The organism is Rothia dentocariosa ATCC 17931 (assembly GCF_000164695.2).
In the GTDB taxonomy this organism is placed as follows: Bacteria; Actinomycetota; Actinomycetes; order Actinomycetales; family Micrococcaceae; genus Rothia; species Rothia dentocariosa.
In genome coordinates this window covers 1,154,730-1,173,847 of record NC_014643.1, presented here as the reverse complement: position 1 = coordinate 1,173,847, position 19,118 = coordinate 1,154,730, and the positions used below count along the sequence as shown (strand labels likewise).

General features: G+C 53.9%; 10 protein-coding genes. 5 read left to right on the top strand and 5 right to left on the bottom strand.

Annotated features, from left to right (window positions below):
- Positions 1-200 precede the first annotated feature (200 nt).
- Positions 201-3,590 (top strand): hypothetical protein, encoded by a 3,390-nt coding sequence (locus HMPREF0733_RS05140; RefSeq protein WP_013398317.1) that lies wholly within the window; start codon positions 201-203, stop codon positions 3,588-3,590.
- Positions 3,591-3,680: 90 nt separating this feature from the next.
- Here HMPREF0733_RS05140 and HMPREF0733_RS05135 read toward each other — a convergent pair whose 3' ends face one another.
- Together HMPREF0733_RS05135 and HMPREF0733_RS05130 are read right to left on the bottom strand one after the other, a co-directional pair.
- Positions 3,681-4,991 carry a glycosyltransferase 87 family protein gene (locus tag HMPREF0733_RS05135; protein WP_013398316.1) on the bottom strand — a complete coding sequence of 437 codons (1,311 nt, stop codon included), beginning with the start codon at positions 4,989-4,991 and terminating at the stop codon, positions 3,681-3,683.
- A 258-nt stretch (positions 4,992-5,249) separates the two neighbouring features.
- Complete coding sequence (locus HMPREF0733_RS05130; RefSeq protein WP_013398315.1) at positions 5,250-5,882, bottom strand: hypothetical protein; 633 nt, start codon at positions 5,880-5,882, stop codon at positions 5,250-5,252.
- Between the two features lie 133 nt (positions 5,883-6,015).
- On the opposite strand from HMPREF0733_RS05130, the gene HMPREF0733_RS05125 reads away from it, so the two are divergent.
- Positions 6,016-8,970 carry a multicopper oxidase domain-containing protein gene (locus HMPREF0733_RS05125; protein ID WP_013398314.1) on the top strand — a complete coding sequence of 985 codons (2,955 nt, stop codon included), beginning with the start codon at positions 6,016-6,018 and terminating at the stop codon, positions 8,968-8,970.
- A 134-nt stretch (positions 8,971-9,104) separates the two neighbouring features.
- Here HMPREF0733_RS05125 and HMPREF0733_RS05120 read toward each other — a convergent pair whose 3' ends face one another.
- Together HMPREF0733_RS05120 and HMPREF0733_RS05115 are read right to left on the bottom strand one after the other, a co-directional pair.
- A complete protein-coding gene (locus tag HMPREF0733_RS05120) occupies positions 9,105-11,864 on the bottom strand; it encodes an ABC transporter permease (protein WP_080556865.1) in 2,760 nt (919 codons plus the stop codon).
- Positions 11,865-11,900: 36 nt separating this feature from the next.
- Positions 11,901-12,659 carry an ABC transporter ATP-binding protein gene (locus HMPREF0733_RS05115; protein ID WP_013398312.1) on the bottom strand — a complete coding sequence of 253 codons (759 nt, stop codon included), beginning with the start codon at positions 12,657-12,659 and terminating at the stop codon, positions 11,901-11,903.
- Positions 12,660-13,266: 607 nt separating this feature from the next.
- On the opposite strand from HMPREF0733_RS05115, the gene HMPREF0733_RS11155 reads away from it, so the two are divergent.
- The 3 genes from HMPREF0733_RS11155 to HMPREF0733_RS05105 all read left to right on the top strand — a co-directional run bounded on the left by HMPREF0733_RS11155 (position 13,267) and on the right by HMPREF0733_RS05105 (position 18,525).
- Entirely contained in the window at positions 13,267-13,425 is a 159-nt protein-coding gene (locus HMPREF0733_RS11155) for a hypothetical protein (RefSeq protein WP_013398310.1), read from the top strand.
- Between the two features lie 88 nt (positions 13,426-13,513).
- Positions 13,514-16,417 carry a type 2 lanthipeptide synthetase LanM gene (gene lanM, locus HMPREF0733_RS05110; RefSeq protein WP_041321666.1) on the top strand — a complete coding sequence of 968 codons (2,904 nt, stop codon included), beginning with the start codon at positions 13,514-13,516 and terminating at the stop codon, positions 16,415-16,417.
- A 56-nt stretch (positions 16,418-16,473) separates the two neighbouring features.
- A complete protein-coding gene (locus HMPREF0733_RS05105) occupies positions 16,474-18,525 on the top strand; it encodes a peptidase domain-containing ABC transporter (RefSeq protein WP_244864867.1) in 2,052 nt (683 codons plus the stop codon).
- Between the two features lie 321 nt (positions 18,526-18,846).
- Here HMPREF0733_RS05105 and HMPREF0733_RS11505 read toward each other — a convergent pair whose 3' ends face one another.
- A complete protein-coding gene (locus tag HMPREF0733_RS11505) occupies positions 18,847-18,969 on the bottom strand; it encodes a hypothetical protein (RefSeq protein ID WP_013398307.1) in 123 nt (40 codons plus the stop codon).
- Positions 18,970-19,118 lie beyond the last annotated feature (149 nt).

Genomic DNA, 19,118 nt, shown 5'->3' with positions numbered 1-19,118 from the left:
GGACCCTCCCCCGAATGTCACACCGGGGCCACCTGTGCGGGTTGCCTTACGGTGTAATAATTTACCTGCCTATGAACTTTTCGGGCTTATATTTTATGGGAAATATGCCATAATTTGAGGGTTACCGTAGTTTAAAATTTGAGGCTACTCGTGCCTACGCTTCCGGGTGTTTTTGGCGCCAGTAGTGAAGGAAGGTTCAGATGGCTCTCGTCTTCAATCCGCCCCCAAATTGGCCCAAACCGCCTGCCGGGTGGTCTCCTACCCCGACGTGGCGGCCCGATCCCGCATGGGGTCCTGTTCCCGAAGGTTGGCAGCTGTGGATTGAGGAGCCCGAGCCTAAGAATGAGCAGGCGCCCTCGACGGCGGAGTCTTCATCTGCCGCATCGGGCTCTTCTGAGGGTTCTTCCAGCGCGAAGCCCTCGCCATCGTCAAGCTCTGAGCAGAGCGGTGAGTCTGCGCAGGCTTCCGCCCCGAAGCAGCGTACCGCGCCGACCATTTCCGAACAGTTTGCCGAGCAGAAAACTTCCCATCAGCAGACCCCTGAGCAGAAGACTCAGGCGGAGTCTGCCCACGCTCAGGATGCGGCGTCCGGGAGTTCCGAGCCGCGCGATGCCGCGGGTGAGCGTGCGGGCGCATCCGGTTCGGGCGCAGCGGCAGGCTCTTCGGCCGAGTCGCAGGTGCGTTCCGAGCAAAGCGTTTCTGAGACTCCCGTGAACCGCCAAAGCGGCGCCGCCGAGGCTTCAAAGCCTCAGGTTTCGGAGCCTACTCGCGAGCCCGCTCGTGATGCCCACAATGCCCCGTCCGCGCCGGAGGCAAGCGCACAGCAGCCGGGAGTCGCGCAGGGTTCTGGTGTTTCTTACGATGCGCGAGAGCCCCTCAGCGACGCACAAGATTCTCAGAGGTCCGCTGGTTCTGCCTCCGCAACAGCAGGTGCCGAACGGCCCGAGGCTGCACGACAGGAGCCTGTATCTTCAGCGTCCGCACAGCAGCAGGTTCCTTCACGCGAGTCGCGCCCCGAGCAGTCTTCGGGTCAGTCTCAGGGTGAGCAGCCTACGGATGCGCGCCCCCAGTCCGATGCGCGCGATTCAGCTGATTCGCGTGGTACCGAGGCTCAGGCATCTTCCCGACCGGCTACTCCCCCGCGCGGCACTTCCCAGGTTCCTCCCACGCAGCAGCGTTTTGAGGGGCAGTCTCAGGCTCCCGTGAATCAGCAGCAGTCGGGCTTTGCCGCGCAGAGTTCTCAGGAGCAGAACGCTCAGAACCGGGGTCAGCAGGCTCAGCCTCAGCAGCCCGCACAGTCTCAACGCGTTACTCAGACCCAACAGCCCGGGCAATCTCAGCAGCCGCAGTCTTACGAGGCCCAGCGCCAGCAAGAATTTGCCCAGCGTCAGCAACAGGATTCTACACAGCGTCAGCAGAGCTTCAACCAGCAGCAGGGCTCTGGCTCTGATCAGCCTCAGCAGGATTTTGCGCAGCGTCAGTCGAGTTCAAACGTTTCGCAGTCTCAGACACCGGGAAGTGGCTCTCAGCAGCAGGGATTTGCATCGCAGAATTCCCAGCAGAATTTTGGTGCTCAGTCTCAGCAGGGCGCACAGTCACAGCAGGGCTTTGGCGGTCAGGCTCAGCAGAATCGGGCGCCTCAAGCGCAGGGTTCTCAGAACCAGCAGCGGCCTCGCGGGTTTGAGGGTCAGGCCCCTCAGCCTTGGCAGAATCAGCCCGGTCAGCAGCAGTTCAGCCAGTCCCGTGAACAGAATCAGGCTCAGCCGCAGCAGCCCGCACAGTCTCAGCAGGGGCAGCAGCCGCAGTCTTACGAGGCTCAGCGTCGGCAAGAATTTGCCCAGCGCCAGCAGCAGGATTCTACACAGCGTCAGCAACAGGATTCTACGCAGCACCAGCAGAACTTCAACCAGCAACAGCAGGGCTCCGAGCAGCGTCAAGGTTTTGCGCAGCAGGACCAGGGCTCCGAGCAGCAGGGATTTGCAGGGCAGAACGCTCAGGAGCGAAACGTTCAGAGCCAGGATCCGCGAAGCCAGGGCACCCAAAGCCAAGGCGCTCAGAACCGAGATACCCAGGGTCAGAGTGCCCCGAACCAGGGTTCGCAGGCGCAGCAGTCCCAGAATCGAGAGCAGCAGAGCCAGCAGGGATTCGCCCAGTCGCAGTCTCAGCAGCAGCAATCCGGCCAGGTGCGGCCCGGACAATCCCAGCCAGGATATTCTCAGTCCGGTCAGCCTCAGCAGGGGCAGGATCGGTCACGCTCGGGCTTTGGTGCGGGTGCCGCCGCTGGTGCTGTCGCAGGCGCCGCAGCGGGCGCGGGTGCAGCGGCCTCCTCCGGGGCGGGCGCATCCGGCGCTTCGGCTCAGCAGCAGGGTTCTCAGAGCCAGGGCGTGCAGGGTCAGAGCGCTCAACAGGATCAGGGCTCTCAGTCGGGGCAGAATCAGCAGCACTCGGTGCAGAATGCTTCGAACCAGCAGGGTAACCAGTTCCAGGGGCAAGGTCAGCCCAGCCAATTCCAGGGCTCGCAGTCGCAGCAGAACCAGCCTCAGCAGGGTCAGTACCAGGCCGGTCAATCGCAGCAGTTCCAGCAGCAGAACGGTGCTCAGAATAATAACGTTCAGAACAGCGGTTTTGCTCAGGGTTCGTACAATCAGAACCAGTCGAACCAGAATCAGCAATACTCCGAGTCAAACACCTCGGATGCGCTCAACGGGTTCACTGCGGCGGCAGCATCCGGGTTCAGCGATTCGCCGTATGCAAACGGTCAGACCCCCTTCAACCAGCCCGAGAAGCCGAAGCGCCCGTTCTTTGCGACTCCCGCCGGGTGGAGCGTAATTGCCGGTGCTGTGGCGCTGTTGATTATTATCATTCTGGTGCTGATTTTCACCCTGCCGCGTGGATCTTCCAATGCAGCAGCATCGGAAAGCCCCGCCGAGTCATCGTCGGCAGCCTCGGCATCGTCAGAGAGCTCAGCAAATTCTTCACCCGCCGAGCTGAAGAATGTTGAGGCGAAACTGCCCAGCGGCGACTTCAAGGAGTACAAGGGCAAGGATAAGCAGACCATCGATATCGAGAAGCCCAAGGGCAACGATTCGAAGGCTATCGTCTACTACGAGTTCACCCCCTCCAAAGAATCCAATTCGCGCCACTCCTTGGAGGGACGCACGGGGGACGATAAAACTTCCAGCTTCGCTCTGTACACCTCCGCACTGACCAAAGATAAAATCTCGGGCACCCTGTGGATGGACTTGAATACTTCCAGCCCCACCCGCAAGGTGAATGTCGATAGTGAGGGCGAGTGGCTCATTCGCGTCTACGATGCTTCCTCCGCACCGAAGATTTCTAAGGGCGAGAAGATCAGCGCCGCGTTTAATTCCTACGCCGTGATCTACTCGGGTGGCTCGGGCACCTTGGAGGCTAGCTACGATCATAGGCCGGTGATGGACCTGCGTGTAAAGAATGCGGCACGCTCGAACGATGTTATCTTGGAATCCAGCACCTCGGAGTTCCAGGGCACCGCGAAGTTTGACGCCTCCGAAGATGTTTACTTGGCGATTGATTCATTCCAGGGCACCTGGAATGTCGGTATTCGCTAGGTAGCCGATAACTTCTTGGTCTAAACCGAGATAGAGAAGACCCCCGCATCGTGATCAACGATGCGGGGGTCTTCTGCGCGGTTCGCAAGGCTATGCCGAGTTCGGGGCGTTTGCTGAATCTGCGGCGGGTTTGACCGAAGCGCTGCGTGCTTTCGGGGTGAGGGCCGCCCACCCCCACAGCAGAACGGTCACGATAAAGAGGCACACGATCGGCGTGCCGCCCAGCGCAACACCCGGCGCCGCCAAGAATTCGAGCCCGTTCATATTCCACTGGGTCATGCCACCGAGTACACGCGGGGAAATATAGAGCCCCACAACGCCCACCCAGGTCAGGATGCGCGCCACAGTCACCACGGCTGGCGGCAGGTATGTGAAGAACTCGCCAAATGCATCCACAATAAGCACGAGGACCAGAAGCGGCAGAAGCACGTTATGATGCGACCAGCTGATCGGCGACAGACTGACCATCAGGAACCCGGTCACCGCAACCTGGGCGAGAACCTTGTTGCGGCGTTCGAGCTGATAGAGAATAGCGGCGGTGAGCACAACGGAGAGCGCCGCCAGCAGATAGAACCCGAGCTTGGCGGCGGTTCCGTTCAGCCCATAGTGCATGAGCCAGCCCTGAATCGAAATATTATCGACGAAGTTAATATCGCCCACACGCGAAGGATCTGAAACCGCGTGGAACCAGTACTGCGGGGCCTCCTTCGGCAGCAGCACAAAGCCGAGGGCAATGGTGGCGAGGAAGGTTGCGCCGAGGGTGATAATGCCCTTCCAGTCGCGGCGCACCAGCAGAATAAGCCCGAACACGAGCGGAGTCAGTTTCAAACCACCAGCGATACCGATAAGTACTCCGCGCGGCACACGGGTTGCCGGGCGCAGAAAATCGGCAAGAATCAGCACCATAATGATGGGGTTAATCTGCATAAGGTCAAAGGTACGCCGCCAAGGTCCGCAGAGCATCACCACTATGGTGAGTGCGGCGATCGTGCCATAACGCCCGAGCCTATCTTGAAGCGGTAAGGGTCGGCCATGTGCATTGGCATAAGAGTACATGATGCTGGAGAGCCACCAGGCGGCGGCGGTCGTAATAAGCACCATAATCGCCATACCCACCTTGAGCGGTATGAAGGCGAACGGCAGAAAGACTAGCGCCGCAAAGGGCGGGTAGGTGAACGGCAAATCCAGCACGCCGATGCTCACCATAGCGCGCCCATAAAGTTCTTTATCGAAGCCTTCATTATCGAAAATGGTCATGGCACCCATGCGGTAGATCGAAAAATCCAGACCGCCGTAGGTGTTCACGAAGGCTTCAAAAATATAGCCGCCCACCACCATGAGGATGAGCGCCACTACTGCAAGTTTGCCCAGAACCGGAGTCTGGGCGCGGGATTCAGTCATGGCGTATTAGTACCTGTCTTACTGAGCTGAAGTTCTCGCCCTTTAGTGTAGCGTGGATATTCTGTTCGCCGAAAGATTATATTCCTCTTCAGGCATATACCCAGATGAGAGCCTGTCTTTCTGGGGCGACATATGCTTACGTTAAGTACATTGCTTGGGGCGCAAGAGGCACGCACCAATCGCTGATGTGCAGCGAATGCGGTTCCTCACCCTATGTGAACAAGCCATCCACGTTATATTCCAAATACAAAATATATACTAGTCAGAAGTCTTTTCCGAAGGTTTTTCGGACTCAGGTTTTGTGTTGTCGTGAGTCTTACCCTGAGAACTCTGCCCGGAAGACTCGGCGCCTTCACGCGGCTTCACCTTCGCTACTAAGTGCGTACCGCGTTGAGTTCGGGGGCGCCGCAGTCCATGACCTGCCGATTTTGCTGCCGCCGAAGATTTCGCCGCGGGTTTTTCATCGGTTTTTACGGAGGCGGTATCATCGCTGCCCTCGGCGGGCGCATCCTGATCGGAAGATTCGGAGGTTTCGCTATCGTCCTGAACCTTCGCCTTCTTGGGCATCTCGGCGATGCGCACCGCAACCTCTAAGGCAAGCACCGCGAACGACGCATAGTAGACGATAATCGAGGGGTATAGATAAGGATTTTTCTGATTTACCCCCACCATCGTGACGGCGAAAACTGCCAGCTCAAGGACAACCACCACAAGCTGTTTGGCAGACCCGCCCGGATTCCTCATCATCAGGTACAACGCCATCAGCGTAAAGAGAACGGGAAAGAAGATCTGCCCCGCCACCGCCATTCCATCTTGGTCGTAAGCGTAAATAGCGAGCGCTTGCATTACGGCGGCAACGGCGGCGAGAGGGGCAAGAGTCAGATACTTCATAGGGCTATTCTAGCGTTTACCACTTACCGACACCGTACTGTATGACGGCTCACGCAAAGCTAAAATTCGCATGAATCGGGCAATATAATGGAACTATATGCACTGTGACTAAAAGCGATCGAAAGACAACACCGTGAGCGAGAATCCCCATAACCCCACTCCCTCGGGTTCTGACTCAGAAGGATCAACCGGCCGCGATACCGGTCGTGGCGGCGCATCCTCAAAGCCGAGCGCGGCGCAAAGTTCTGCACGGTCCGGGGCCGATGTTTCGGGTTCCGGCAACGATGGACTCACGATTGGGATGCGCCCCACCGAACTCCCCGGTGCCTCGCTAACGCCCGAGGAGATTGCTAAGCGCGCCTCCGGTCGGGGCAGTTGGCATCGCCGCGCATCGAAGCCGGTATCGTACTGGATGTTTGGCGTTATTATCGCGATTCTGGTGCATCGCTTTATCCCCAAGGGCGGTTGGCTGATTGTGCATATGGTGACTCTGGGGCTGATTACGAATTCGATTCTGATCTGGAGTCAGCACTTCACCGAAGCGCTCATGAAAATTAAGATCCCTGATTCGGCTCGCGGTATTCAGGTCACACGTATTTTTGCGCTTAACGGCGGCATTGTGCTGCTGATGGCGGGCATGATTCTGCAGGATCTCATGCCGCAGTTCTATCTCCTGACGGTTGTCGGCGCGCTGGCAGTGGGCGCTATGGTCGCCTGGCATGGCTATGCTCTTCTTCGCCAGGTCAAACAGGCGCTTCCCTCGCGGTTTGGCGCTACGATTCGTTTCTATATCGCCGCCGCGTTCCTGCTTCCCGTCGGTGCCGTGCTGGGCGCGATGACAGCCCTGCCTGGTTTGCGGGGCACGCTACATTCGCAGTTTATGCTTGCGCATGAGGCCGTGAATGTTCTCGGGTTCGTGGGGATTACGGTGGTTGGTACCCTGATTACCTTCTGGCCTACGATGCTGCGCACCAAGATGGTCGAAAACGCCCTGGGAACCAGCGTGCGCGCCCTCATACTGATGTGCGTGGGCGTTGGGGTTACCACACTCGCTTCACTCTTCGGGATGCGCCCCCTCGCGGGCGCGGGCCTGCTCGTTTACCTGCTGGGGCTGCTGATCGTGGCGTGGGTGATGGTGCGAACCCTTCGTACGAAGCGCCCTACCGAGTTCCCGCCAATGTCGGTGGGTGCAGGTTTTATCTGGCTTATTATCGGCGTGGTGTGGACTGCTGGCTTGGTGTTCACCACCCCGTTTGAGGAGCTTCGCATGAGCGAGGTTACCCCCATTTTCGTGGCGGGCTTCCTGCTTCAGGTGCTTCTGGGTGCTATGAGTTACCTGCTCCCCCAGCGTATGGGCGGCGGTCCCGCCGTGGTGCGCGCATCCAATAAGGAGTTCAGTAGGCTTGCCGCCGGGCGCGTGACGGTTGTGAACTTAAGCCTCATTATTTTCATGCTACCCAATGCGCTTACCGGCTCTTGGGTGAAGGTCGCGGTCTCTGCCGTAGGTGCGCTCGGTCTGGCTTCGTTCCTACCGTTTATGGTGCGCGGCGTTAAAGCCTCGGTCAATACCCGTAAAGAGATGATGGCGGCGCGGGCGCGCGGCGAGAAGCCTGCCCCTGTCACGGAGGTCAAACAGGAACCTGTGAATCATACCCGGCAGACCCTTTTCGGTGCGCTTGCGGTGATTCTGGCGCTGACCTTAGGTATTGCAGCCGACCCCAGCTCAGTAGGATTCAACTTTATAGGCGGTTCTACGGCGACCGGCACGGGGCAGACCACAACGCTGAAGGTCAAGGCAACCTCGAATTACCGGTTTACGCCCGATACCGCGCAGGTTCCGGTGGGTAACCGCCTGGTGATTGAGGTGACGAACGACGATCAGGGTATGACCCACGACCTCACCTTCGCCAACGGGGCGAAGACCGGAACGCTGAACCCCGGTGAGACGAAGAGCGTGGATGTTGGCGTGGTGACCTCCGACCTTGAGGGCTGGTGCTCGGTGGCCGGGCACCGCCAGCAGGGAATGGTATTTCACGTGAAAACCACCGGCAATAACCTGCAGGCGAACGGACATCACGGGGGCGCATCCGGCGGTAATAACGGGTCAAATGGCTCGGGCACAAACACGAACCTGCTGACCGCGCAGAACGCGAATATTGATATGCACGCCTCCCCCGGCAAGGACCATGAGCGCCGTGACCCGGTGCTGCGTCCCGTGCCTGCGGGCGAGAAACGTGACGGTAAGACCGTGCACAAGATGACCATGGATGTGCAGGAGCTCGACCGTGAAATTGCACCTGGGCTTGATGTGAAGGCGTGGACATTCAACGGTTCGTATATGGGTCCGGTGCTGCACGGTAAGCTGGGCGATGTCTTCGAGATTACCCTGGAGAACAACGGTTCGATGGGGCATTCGCTCGACTTCCACGCGGGCATGGTTTCGCCCGATAACACAATGAAAACCATTGCCCCGGGCGAGAAGCTGACCTACCGTTTTGAGGCTACCGGATCTGGTATTTGGCTGTACCACTGCTCGACCGCACCCATGAGTCTGCATATGGCGGCGGGCATGTACGGTGCCGTGATTATCGACCCGCCGGATCTGGAACCGGTAGATCGAGAGTATGTGATGGTTCAGAATGAAACATACCTGACCGATACGGGGCAGACCGCGGCTGACGGCAATAAGCTCGCCGAAGTTTCCTCTGACGGTATTGCGGCGGGCACTCCTTCGCTCACCATGTTCAACGGGCATGCCACCCAGTACGTGAATCAGCCTTTGGAGGTGAAAACCGGCGAGCGCGTGCGCATCTGGCTGCTGGCTGCGGGACCGTCGAAGGGCATGAGTTTCCACGTGGTCGGCTCACAATTTGACACCGTTTATAAGGAAGGCGGCTACCTGCTGCGGGACGGCAGAGATCCGTATGGGGAAATCGGCGGTCACTCGCAGGCCCTCGATCTGGACTCGGCGCAGGGCGGGTTCGTTGAGATGCAGTTCCGCGAACCCGGCACGTACACGTTCGTGAACCACCGGTTTGCCGAGATGGAACGCGGCGCTATGGGGCACATCAAGGTGACGGATAAGTAGTCCGGGCAGTCGGGGCGGCGGGATTACCGCTGTCGCCTCCCCGCTTATCCCTACTGTCTTCCCAGACTTTTGTCATGGTTGTGGTCCTTTTCAAAGCACAACCATGACAAAAGTCTGAGCTCAGCGTAGGCTAGCTAACTGCCGAGTCCTTCCACCGGCGACATCCGAGCCGAGCGTGCTGCCGGCAGAGCGGATGCAACCAATGCTGATGCAAGACCTACCAGCAGTATCAGCGCCAGACCCAGATACGGCAGATCCGGCACGAATTCCACCTTTTGGTCTGTTGCAGCAAGCACTACCTTCGCGCTCACGCTACCGATAAAGACGCCCCCGAGGATGCCCAACGCCACCGCACCGAGGGTGATCAGTACTGCCTCCGCCGAAATCATGCGGCGCAGCTGCTTGCGGGAGAGCCCCAATGCACGCAGCATCGCATTCTCGCGGCGGCGTTCATTGACCGAGAGAGTCATCGTATTTGCCACGCCAATCACCGAGATCACCACGGCGAGGGCGAGAAGACCCAGGGTAATCCCCAGCATGATCGTCAGAATCTGATCGAGCTGACTGCGCTGTTGTAGACCGCCGGTGAACTCGTTGCCGTCATTAGCCTTATTAAGCTGATCCTGTAGCGTGGAATTCTCAGTAGCGGTCAACGGGGATTTAGCGTGTACCAGCACCATAGTCTCCGCCCCGGCTGAAGGATTCATTCCCCCTGACTGCGAGGCTGAGCCTTGAGGCTGTTCCCCAGCTTCTCCGGGCTGCTGCGGGGTCAAGGGCTGTGGGTCATCCGGGTTCTGCAGTTTAGCACCGGTGGCTGGGTTCACCACGTACAGATTCACGATCTTACTGGTCGATTTAATAGGCTTGAGTTCGATCTCTCCTAAGGGTCCGCGTGCCTTCAGACGGGTGGAATCGTCAAAGCCCGCATCTTTATACAGCGATTCGGGCACGAGCACCGTGTTATCTTCAGTCGGGTACTTGCCCTCAGCCGGAATAACCTTGGCGAAGTCTTCCTGGCTGAGCGCCACCATACTCGCGGTGCTACTCATTGACTGGCTACCGTCTTTCGACGTGAGGGTGTACTCTAGGGCACCGGCAGCTGGAGCCACCGCAACGCTTTCGACATTCTTAATCCCCTGCACTTTATCGGCAACCGAGTGCGCCTTGGCAAGGCTCTCAGCTCCCGTGCCGCCACCGGTCCCGTAGGTTGCCGTCGCCGAGACGGGATAGGCACGGTCCATAGATTTCGCCGTAGATGCGGTCATAATGGAGTACCCACTCAGTACTGCAGACACCACGAGCGCACCCACCAACACGGCACGCCCGGTTGAAACCGTGCGCTTGGGCGAACGTAGCGCGTTAGCGACTGCTAGGTTCCCGGTCTGAGAGCGGATCACCGAACCAAACACGCGAATCAGCGGCGGCAACAACCACGGCAGAAGTAAGAACACGGCAACGCCCAAAAGCAACGCCGCAACCATGACCAACAGCACCCCAGCGCTGTTTTGCTGCACACCTGCATCCGGTGTGCCGGTCAGACTCAGCGACTGCCACACTGCTGCCGCCCCTACCGCGGCGGCGATTATACCTAGAATCAGACCCATAATGCCCGGCTTCTTCACGGCTTGGGCGGTACCCTCCCCCAAGGCACTGATGGGCGAAATATTCAGGGCGTTACGTGCCGGAGCAAGCGATGCAACAACCGTTACGAGTGTGCAGACCACCACACCCACCACGAGCGCCAGCGGGTCATACGAGACCATGAAATCTTTAAACAGCACACCGACGAGCGCTGCGACCGGGTAGACGAGCGCAGCGCCGATAGCGGAGAAAATAACCCCCACCACGAGCGCCTCAACTAAGAGCATGCGCACCAGGGATTTCCCGTGCGCGCCCAGAGTACGCAGTAGCGCCAACTCGCGGATGCGTTGACCGACCAGCACTGCGAACGTATTCGAGATAACGAAAGATGAGACCAGCAGGGCGAGCGCCGCGAACGCCCCCAGAATCACACCGATAAAGGCAAAGAATTGTGAGGTTTCTTCTTTGAGATCCTGCAGGTATTCCCCGCCTGACTTCACCACGGGTTCGGTATTCTGATCACCGGTAGCTAGCTTTTTCTGCAGCTCGGTGCGTGCGTGGGCGTCATCGTCACCTTTGAACTGGACGAACGTCATGCTGGGGTGCGGTAGCTGTGCTGCCTCCATAGATTTCGGGTCAAGCTGTTTGAGCGCCTCATCTGCCGCGTTCTGGTAGGAGGTACCACCAATATAAACGTTATCGTTTGAGAATGAGCCGGAGAATCCGGTGTCGAAAATGCCAGCAATGGTGTATTCCTTGGTAGCACCGGTGTTAGGGTCGGTAATAGCTGCCACAGCGTCCGGTGAGGTCACCGTTGAGCCAAGGTGCAGGTTGTGTTTTTCGGCAAATTCTTTTGAGATCAACAGCTCGGTGTCTGTGCCCGGCAGTTTGCCGTCAATGGGGAAGGGGAAGAGCTCGGTGTCGGTGGGAGCCGGTGTATACCGCACCTTTGCTGAGTTCTCTCCGGTGCCGAGTTTACCCTGCCCGTCATATATGACCCAGGTGCGCTGAACCGACGGGTCGTTGGTGATCGTGTCGAGATTTTCGGGCGTGAGGTAATGGTTCGCCGTGTAATTATTTGGGTTGTTAGTTCCAGCCGAGAGGACCACGTTATCGTCCTCTGAGAACGCATCTCCTATCGCGGCATCCATAGTTCCCTGTAGCGAGCCGAGGAGCACAATAATGGCGGCAATAAAGAATGAGGCAACCGCTATGCCGATGCCGGTCAGAACGTATTTACCTTTAGAAGCGCGCAGGTTAGAGCGCGCCACCGTATTCAGAGATGTATTAGTTCGTTTAGACATAGTAGACATGCGGCTATTTCCCCTCCTGTTAGACGTGCGAGTGCTTTACCCTTCCAGCTGCCCCATCGCCTGCAGCACAGCATCATGCGTAGGATTCAGCATCTCCCCAGCAATCGCACCGTCCTTTAAAAACACCACACGATCAGCATACGAAGCAGCATGCGCATCATGGGTGACCATCAGAATCGTCTGCTTCTGCTCAGTGGCGGCATCCCGCAATAGCCTGAGCACCTCGGCACCCGAATTTGAGTCGAGGTTACCGGTGGGCTCATCAGCAAACACCACCTCCGGACGCGACAGCAGCGCACGTACAATAGCAACACGCTGCTGCTGACCACCTGAAAGCTGCTCGGGACGATGACCCAACCGATCCGACAGACCGAGAGTCTTGACCAGATATTCACGCCAGGCCGGGTCCGGCTTCTTACCCGCCAACCCCAGCGGCAAATCAATATTCTGCCCAGCGGTCAGGGTAGGCACCAGGTTAAACGCCTGGAAGATAAAACCCACGTGCTCACGCCGGAACTCGGTCAGCTGGTTATCCCTCTGCCCATACAGTTCGGTGGTACCAATACGGATGCTGGTCTCTGGAATATGATCGGGAGTATCCAGCGTGGCGAGGGTTTGCATCAGCGTTGATTTACCCGAGCCCGAAGGACCCATAATCGCGGTGAACTTACCCCGCTCAAAATCAATAGTGACATTATTCAGGGCGTGTACAGTTGCCTCACCCCGACCGTAGGTTTTGAACAGGTTTTTGGTGGACACCGCTGGAGTTTCAGTGCTGGCTTCTGTAGTAGTCATGCCCTTAATTGTTGCAGATGCCTACCGCAAAACCCCTACTATTTTATACCTTAAGTTTAGTTTTTTAAAAAATATGTATGCTAATTGCATCTAGCAGAGGGCTGACGGAGATAAAAGTGACGACACACACAAACATGCTCTTTCGTAATATATATGAAGCTTATAATTTCATTTTATCGCCGCGCTCTAGCAATACCAGAACCAACATAGATCTCGGGCCGGTTGCTCAAACCCCTGAGATCTCGAATAGACACTTGCATGCATACTGGGACAGGAATAAGCACTATTCGTATCTATGCTCTATGCTTACGTCAGTAAAAGTGTGTCACATCTCATGGATGTACTATGAGGTGGAAGAGATCAAAAACAGCATGATCAAGCAGTCACAGCAATAGGTCAATGGCGAGCCATACCCCCCCTGCCCTATTCTAGTCTGACACAGCGCACGATTCTCGCACCCCAATAACGAGTTAACCGAAAGCCACAAACCCCCTTGTCAGGTTGTACATATGTAAGATAGAGTCGAAACATCGGAAGGATTTGCAATCATATTTGCGAGTCCCCTCCGATATCAGTAGATTTCGATACTAGCAGAAAGGAGAAGGTAATGGATTCCATTAGCCTTATTGCTGAAGTCAGCGACCAGGAGTTAGCAGGGACCGTAGGTGATCAGGCAGGTGGCCTCTTCACCGTTCCCGGGACCACTACCGTCGGTCACTTCTGCACTATCTCTTGGGAGTGCTCCGGTTTTATCTGCGGTAAGTAGGTAACCGGTAAGGTGTTCGAATAACATCTTAAGATGTTATTCGAACACCTTACCTATATAGTTCACACAAATGAGTAATGGAGGTTTCATGGAAAAACAAATATTGTTCCCAGAAGCCGATGATACTGAGTGGAAGCGTATCCAGGATTTGAGTGCTTTATATGCCGGTTCTACAGCTTCTCCTCATCCTTCGGGTCACCCTTCGGTCAAGTTAATGAAACTTATGTCTGACGCAGTCATACCATTTCGAGATGCCTCTATGCGACTAATCTCGGAAGAGCTTATTGACATAGAACAGACAGTCGTAAAAAGTGACTACATAGCAAATCAGGACAGCCTTCTACGCTCATTGATTTACCGTTGTCTTATGTCTATTCAGCCTCGGGTACTTCGCAGTCAAACTGAGTTTATGCGCAGCAAAAGGCATTATCTCACCGCCAGTTCATCCGAAGATAGGTATCACGAGTTCGCACAGTGGTTAAGCACACCAGAAGGAGACGCAAAGTACAGGGAGGTATTTCCTCAGTCAGTTGTTGCGGCACAGTCAGCGGCGCGTAATTTTGCCGATGAGATAAATGAAATTCTAAAACGGTACGCAAGCGACACAAATAAACTTTCGACACTTGGATTGGTAACTTCTCAGCGAATTACAGATATTGATATATCGTCTGGGGATCGACATATGGGCCGTGCCGTTGCCATGATCCATTTTGACGACAACAACACAGTTGTGTACAAACCGCGGTCTTTACGGCAAGAGTATGCATATCACAAACTAGTGGAATACATCAATAATTCTGAGGGAGATCTGTATTTTGGCTCTGCCCGAGTTCTTGAACGGGGAGAATATGGGTGGATGGAATTTATCAGGAGCCGCCAGGGGAATTCGCCAAAATACGCATATCGTAAAATGGGCGAATTACTCGGGCTTCTACATCTTCTCCGTGCCACTGACATGCATTTTGAAAATATAGTATTACATAACAATATACCGTTTCCTATTGACTTAGAGACCCTTCTGGCAGCAGTTCCACCACAGGGAGCCAAGAAGAGTTCTGCTAGTTCGTATGTATTGAGCCAAACTGCAACATTTGTAGGTCTATTACCTAGTGCACTGCACTCACCAGGACAGAAAGCGGACAAAAGCTCAACAGATGTTGGTGCGTTGGGCTACACTCCTGGACAGAAGTCTCCTTTCTCCACTCTTGTACTTCACCGACCACTAACCGATGAGATGCATTTCTCTCTTGAATTCCTTGATAGGACTGATCCAGCCCTCCTGCCATCTCTTGACCCCCGTGAAGAAATAGCTCTAGTTCAATGTGGGTACCAGAGCTTTATGGTCTGGGCGATGGCACATAAAACGGAGCTTAGCAATGTTATTAGGCAAGAGTTCAAAGGGGTTAATATTAGGTTTGTGGCTGAACAGACGCAACGTTATTCAGAGACACTGAGGCTGGCTACCCACCCTGATCTACACAAGGATCCAAAATTACACTCCATGGCTCTCTGGCGGACAGCTTTATTCCGTCACCAGGTTCCGGAACAAGTTTTAGTATCTGAGCATGAGCAATTAATCAAGGGCGATATTCCTTGTTTCCACTTTTTGAGCGATTGCACTGACATTTTTTTTGATTCGCAGGTTCTTGTAAAGGACGTTCTTGAATCTACACCGTTATCACATGTATTAAAGGGCGTCCAGAACTTAAATGAGGATGAACTCAAGCTTAACTTATGGCTAATCCAGTTGTCATTCGCAGCCAAGATATCACAAAGTGCAGCACACACGGACTATCTATTTTCTGAATCAGCTGTGAAAGCTAGTAAATCAGATATAAATGTAAACCAGATGGTTCAAGAACTCGCACATCCTCTTATGCAGACCCGTGTGGAGGGTCATGGTGAGCATCCTCCGACCTGGATTGGAGGGCGCACATCCGATACTGCTTTCCAGTACTGGCGTGTTGACAAGTTATCTTTGGAGCTCTTTTCCGGGAGCGTTGGTGTCGCTCTCAACCTTGTACGCTCAGGAGTTATTTTTGAGGAACCCGCATGGGTTTCAGCGGGGGAATCATTCTTCCAGAAGACTCTTGCGAACTTAGCGAATGGTACAGATTGGGAAAACATTCACCACGGTGCTCAATCCGGTGTGGAATCTTTCCTGTGGGCAGCTATGGAGGTGTTCGAACTTCTTGGAGATAAACAAGGGCATCAGAAAGCTGTACGTGTGTTGGCACAATGCCTAAGTAAGTCAACACTTTATGATCTGGACGTATCGAGTGGATACGCAGGTATCGTGTTAGCTTTCTCACCCCACATCGATTCAGATTCAACTGGGACACTTGCTGATCTGGTGGCTTTCTCCGTTAACTCATTGGTACAGGGCGCGCAGGCTCTAGACGTAGCATCACTCCAATATTCGGGATTTGCGCATGGAGTATGTGGATTATACGCTGCATTGGCACGTACTAAAGGCCTCGAAATAGAGAATGAAGCTACAGATAGCCTCATTAAAAAACTGCTTACGTTCGAGACAAAGTTTAAGACTGCTGACGGGGGTTATCGATTCGGTGACGAAGGAACACCAGAAGCTAAGGGTTGGTGCCATGGGTTACCAGGGCATCATCTAGCTCATGCAATCTTACACCACTATGCGACAGATTTATCTCCCTTCACGGACGCTGATTTGCAAGTCGAGTCCGAGCGCATTCGCAACACATGCTTTGGTGGGAATATCAGTCTTTGTCATGGTGATATTGGGAACTTCTGGGTTCTTCTGGATGCCTCACGGTTATTAAATTATCCAGAAATTGGTGCTCTGACTAAGAAAGCAGCAGCAGACTACGTGGAACGCATCCTTCCGGTAGCTCTTAAAGATGTAAATCGTCATACCATTACTCAGTCACTTATGGTAGGAACAGGTTCCCCACTCGCTTTCCTCGGAAAACTTCAACGTCATGAACTTAGGTCACCGTTATGGTTCGGCGCATAAAGCCGCTCCATCAGGTAACACAGACTGAGTGCGGTCTTGTTGCCTGTGTGATGCTCATGAAGGCTCTGGGTAGTCCAATTACCCTGCGTGAAGCGAGGGAGAAGTACGAAGTGGGCCGTGATGGTCTCACCATCCGCCAGATCCGCGATTTGCTGACCAACCAGGGGCTTGCTCCGCGAGTTTTAAAGGTTCCAGACTCAGCAATATTTGATATTCCTACACCTGCAATTGCCTACTGGAAAAAATCACACTTCGTCATGGTCGAAAGTGTAGGTTCTTCTTTTACTATTCTGGATCCAGCCGTAGGACGTAGAAAACTCTCAGCTACTGACTTTTCAAGTGGATTCTCCGGCATACTTATTGTTGGTTCTCCTCCGTTTATCCGAGAAAAAGCTAAGGCTGAGCCGAGCCCTTGGTTGAGCATTTTGCCCGTAGCTCGAGCTAACCGAGGTCGCATCGCTATGCTTATGCTACTCGCGATGGCAACTGTTGTGACAACGCTTGCGTCACCACTTGCAGTTTCTGGAGCTGTTAGCTCCTTAATGGAAAACCAATCGACTCCCTCAATGATGGCTTTAGTACTCTTTTTAGGAGTAATGGCTACCTTACTGTTAATCAATGTGATAAATGTACTAATTGCTGTCTCAGCTGCAGTTGCTATTGGCCGTGATTTAGCAGCTAAAGTGTTTTCTTCTCTACTGGATTTGCCATTCAAGTACTTCGCATTACGAAACCGAGGAGAGATTCTATATCGTATTCATGCCACGAACCAGATTGAAAGTTTTCTTACTGACGAAGTCGCACGGTCGGTAGGCTCAGCGCTCACTGTAACTGCAGCTGCTATTGGTTTACTCTGGTTATCTCCACCGATCGGGTGCCTCGCTATTTTAGTTTTCAGTGGAATGTGGCTCCTCTTAGTTGTAGCTAGGCGAAAGACAACTCAATGGGCTGATGCAGAGATGCATTTCGAGTCCTTAGCCAATGCGGTGCAGGTTGATTCAATCACAGCAGTCTCTCTCATCAAAACAGGAGGTCTTAAGGAATCAACCTTTCACGAGTGGATAAACCCTTTTGATAATGGGGTCCGTTGGAGGAAAAAACGGGAATTTCTGGAGGGCTTGGTACAGACTGCAGCCACTTTCGTACAGACGCTTTCTCCGTTGGTATTCACGGTAGCTGCACTGAGTGGAACTATTGGACAGTCCATGAATTTAGGAGGTGCATTAGGACTACAGATGCTCAGCGGAGTGTTTTTTAGTCAGCTAACAGTAATTTCACAACTTGCGGCACGGTGGGGAACTGCAATATCTTCAGCTAGGCGAATCGATGATATTCTATCGCATAGTAAGGATAAAATATTTTATGGGAATAAGCCTATTGAGCTTTCAGGACGAGTTAAATTACAGAATGTTGATTTTGCGTATACTAATTTGTCACCACTAGCAATTACTGGAATAAACTTTGAGATTAAACCGGGAGAACATGTCGCTTTTGTGGGGCCTTCAGGCTCCGGAAAATCCTCTCTCGCCAAACTAATTGTTGGTTTATATAGCCCTACACATGGCCAGATACTTTTTAACGGGATGCCACTTCGCTACCATGAAGAAGCTTCATTTCGTGCACAAGTTGCATACGTTGAGCAAGATTCTCAGCTTCTGAACGCTACAATTTGGGATAATATTGCACTTGGTAGGTCAAACGTATCATTTAATGATGTGCGAGATGCTGCTATGAAAGCTTCAATAAATGATGATATTGAAGGTATGCCTATGGGGTACGATACATTCTTAACCAATGGCGGAGATAATATCTCAGGCGGACAGCGCCAACGCATTGCTTTAGCTCGAGCATTGTTTGGAGACCCCAAGGTCCTCGTTCTTGACGAAGCAACAAGCGGATTGGATCGTGCTTCAGAACAACGGGTTCTAAAATCTCTCGAAGGAATGTGCCAGACACGAATAACAATTGCTCATCGCCTGGATACCATACGGTCAGCAGACCGCATTTTTGTCATGGATAAAGGCAAGATCATAGCCTCAGGAGATCATAATATGCTTTTGCGTGAGTGTGAACTTTATGCTGAGCTGTATAAAGAGCAAGGTTATTAATTTATTCTAGAGCTCTAGTCATTGTGGGGATCATTCACTGGGGATACAACAAAGTGTTAGTAAAATCGTGAGGTAACCCATAAAATTAGCCTTAGGACTCGATGATATATTAACCTGAATATAAAAATCGCTGACGATAATATATTCTACGTAAGAGCATGTGTCACAGGTAGCCTGTCGAATATGCTCCAATATAGTCAAGAAAACAATTTTGGCTTATCCTTACATCAGCTGTGCTTCAGCGCGCACATTGAATCACAGAATGTAGCAGATAGGTCTGTAGGAGGGGCAGAGCCTGCACTCACACCCTGGGAATCTGTGCTAAATCTCTCCCTCCCCCATATCTAGAAGAGTCGCACCCAGCAGGGCGTCCACCGACACATCTGTATCGCTTCCTTCCCAGTCGATGCTGCACAGAACCAACCCGAAAACGTACAGATTCACCGTGGGGTAGCTTCTCACGATTTTCGCGCTACGCCACGGTGCACTTCAAATGCAAGAGATAGATACATGCTCCGCCTTCGTGATGCCTCGTTGTGATATACATATTGATCCTTCATAGCAAAACCTTCACCTTCAAATGCAACTTGCAA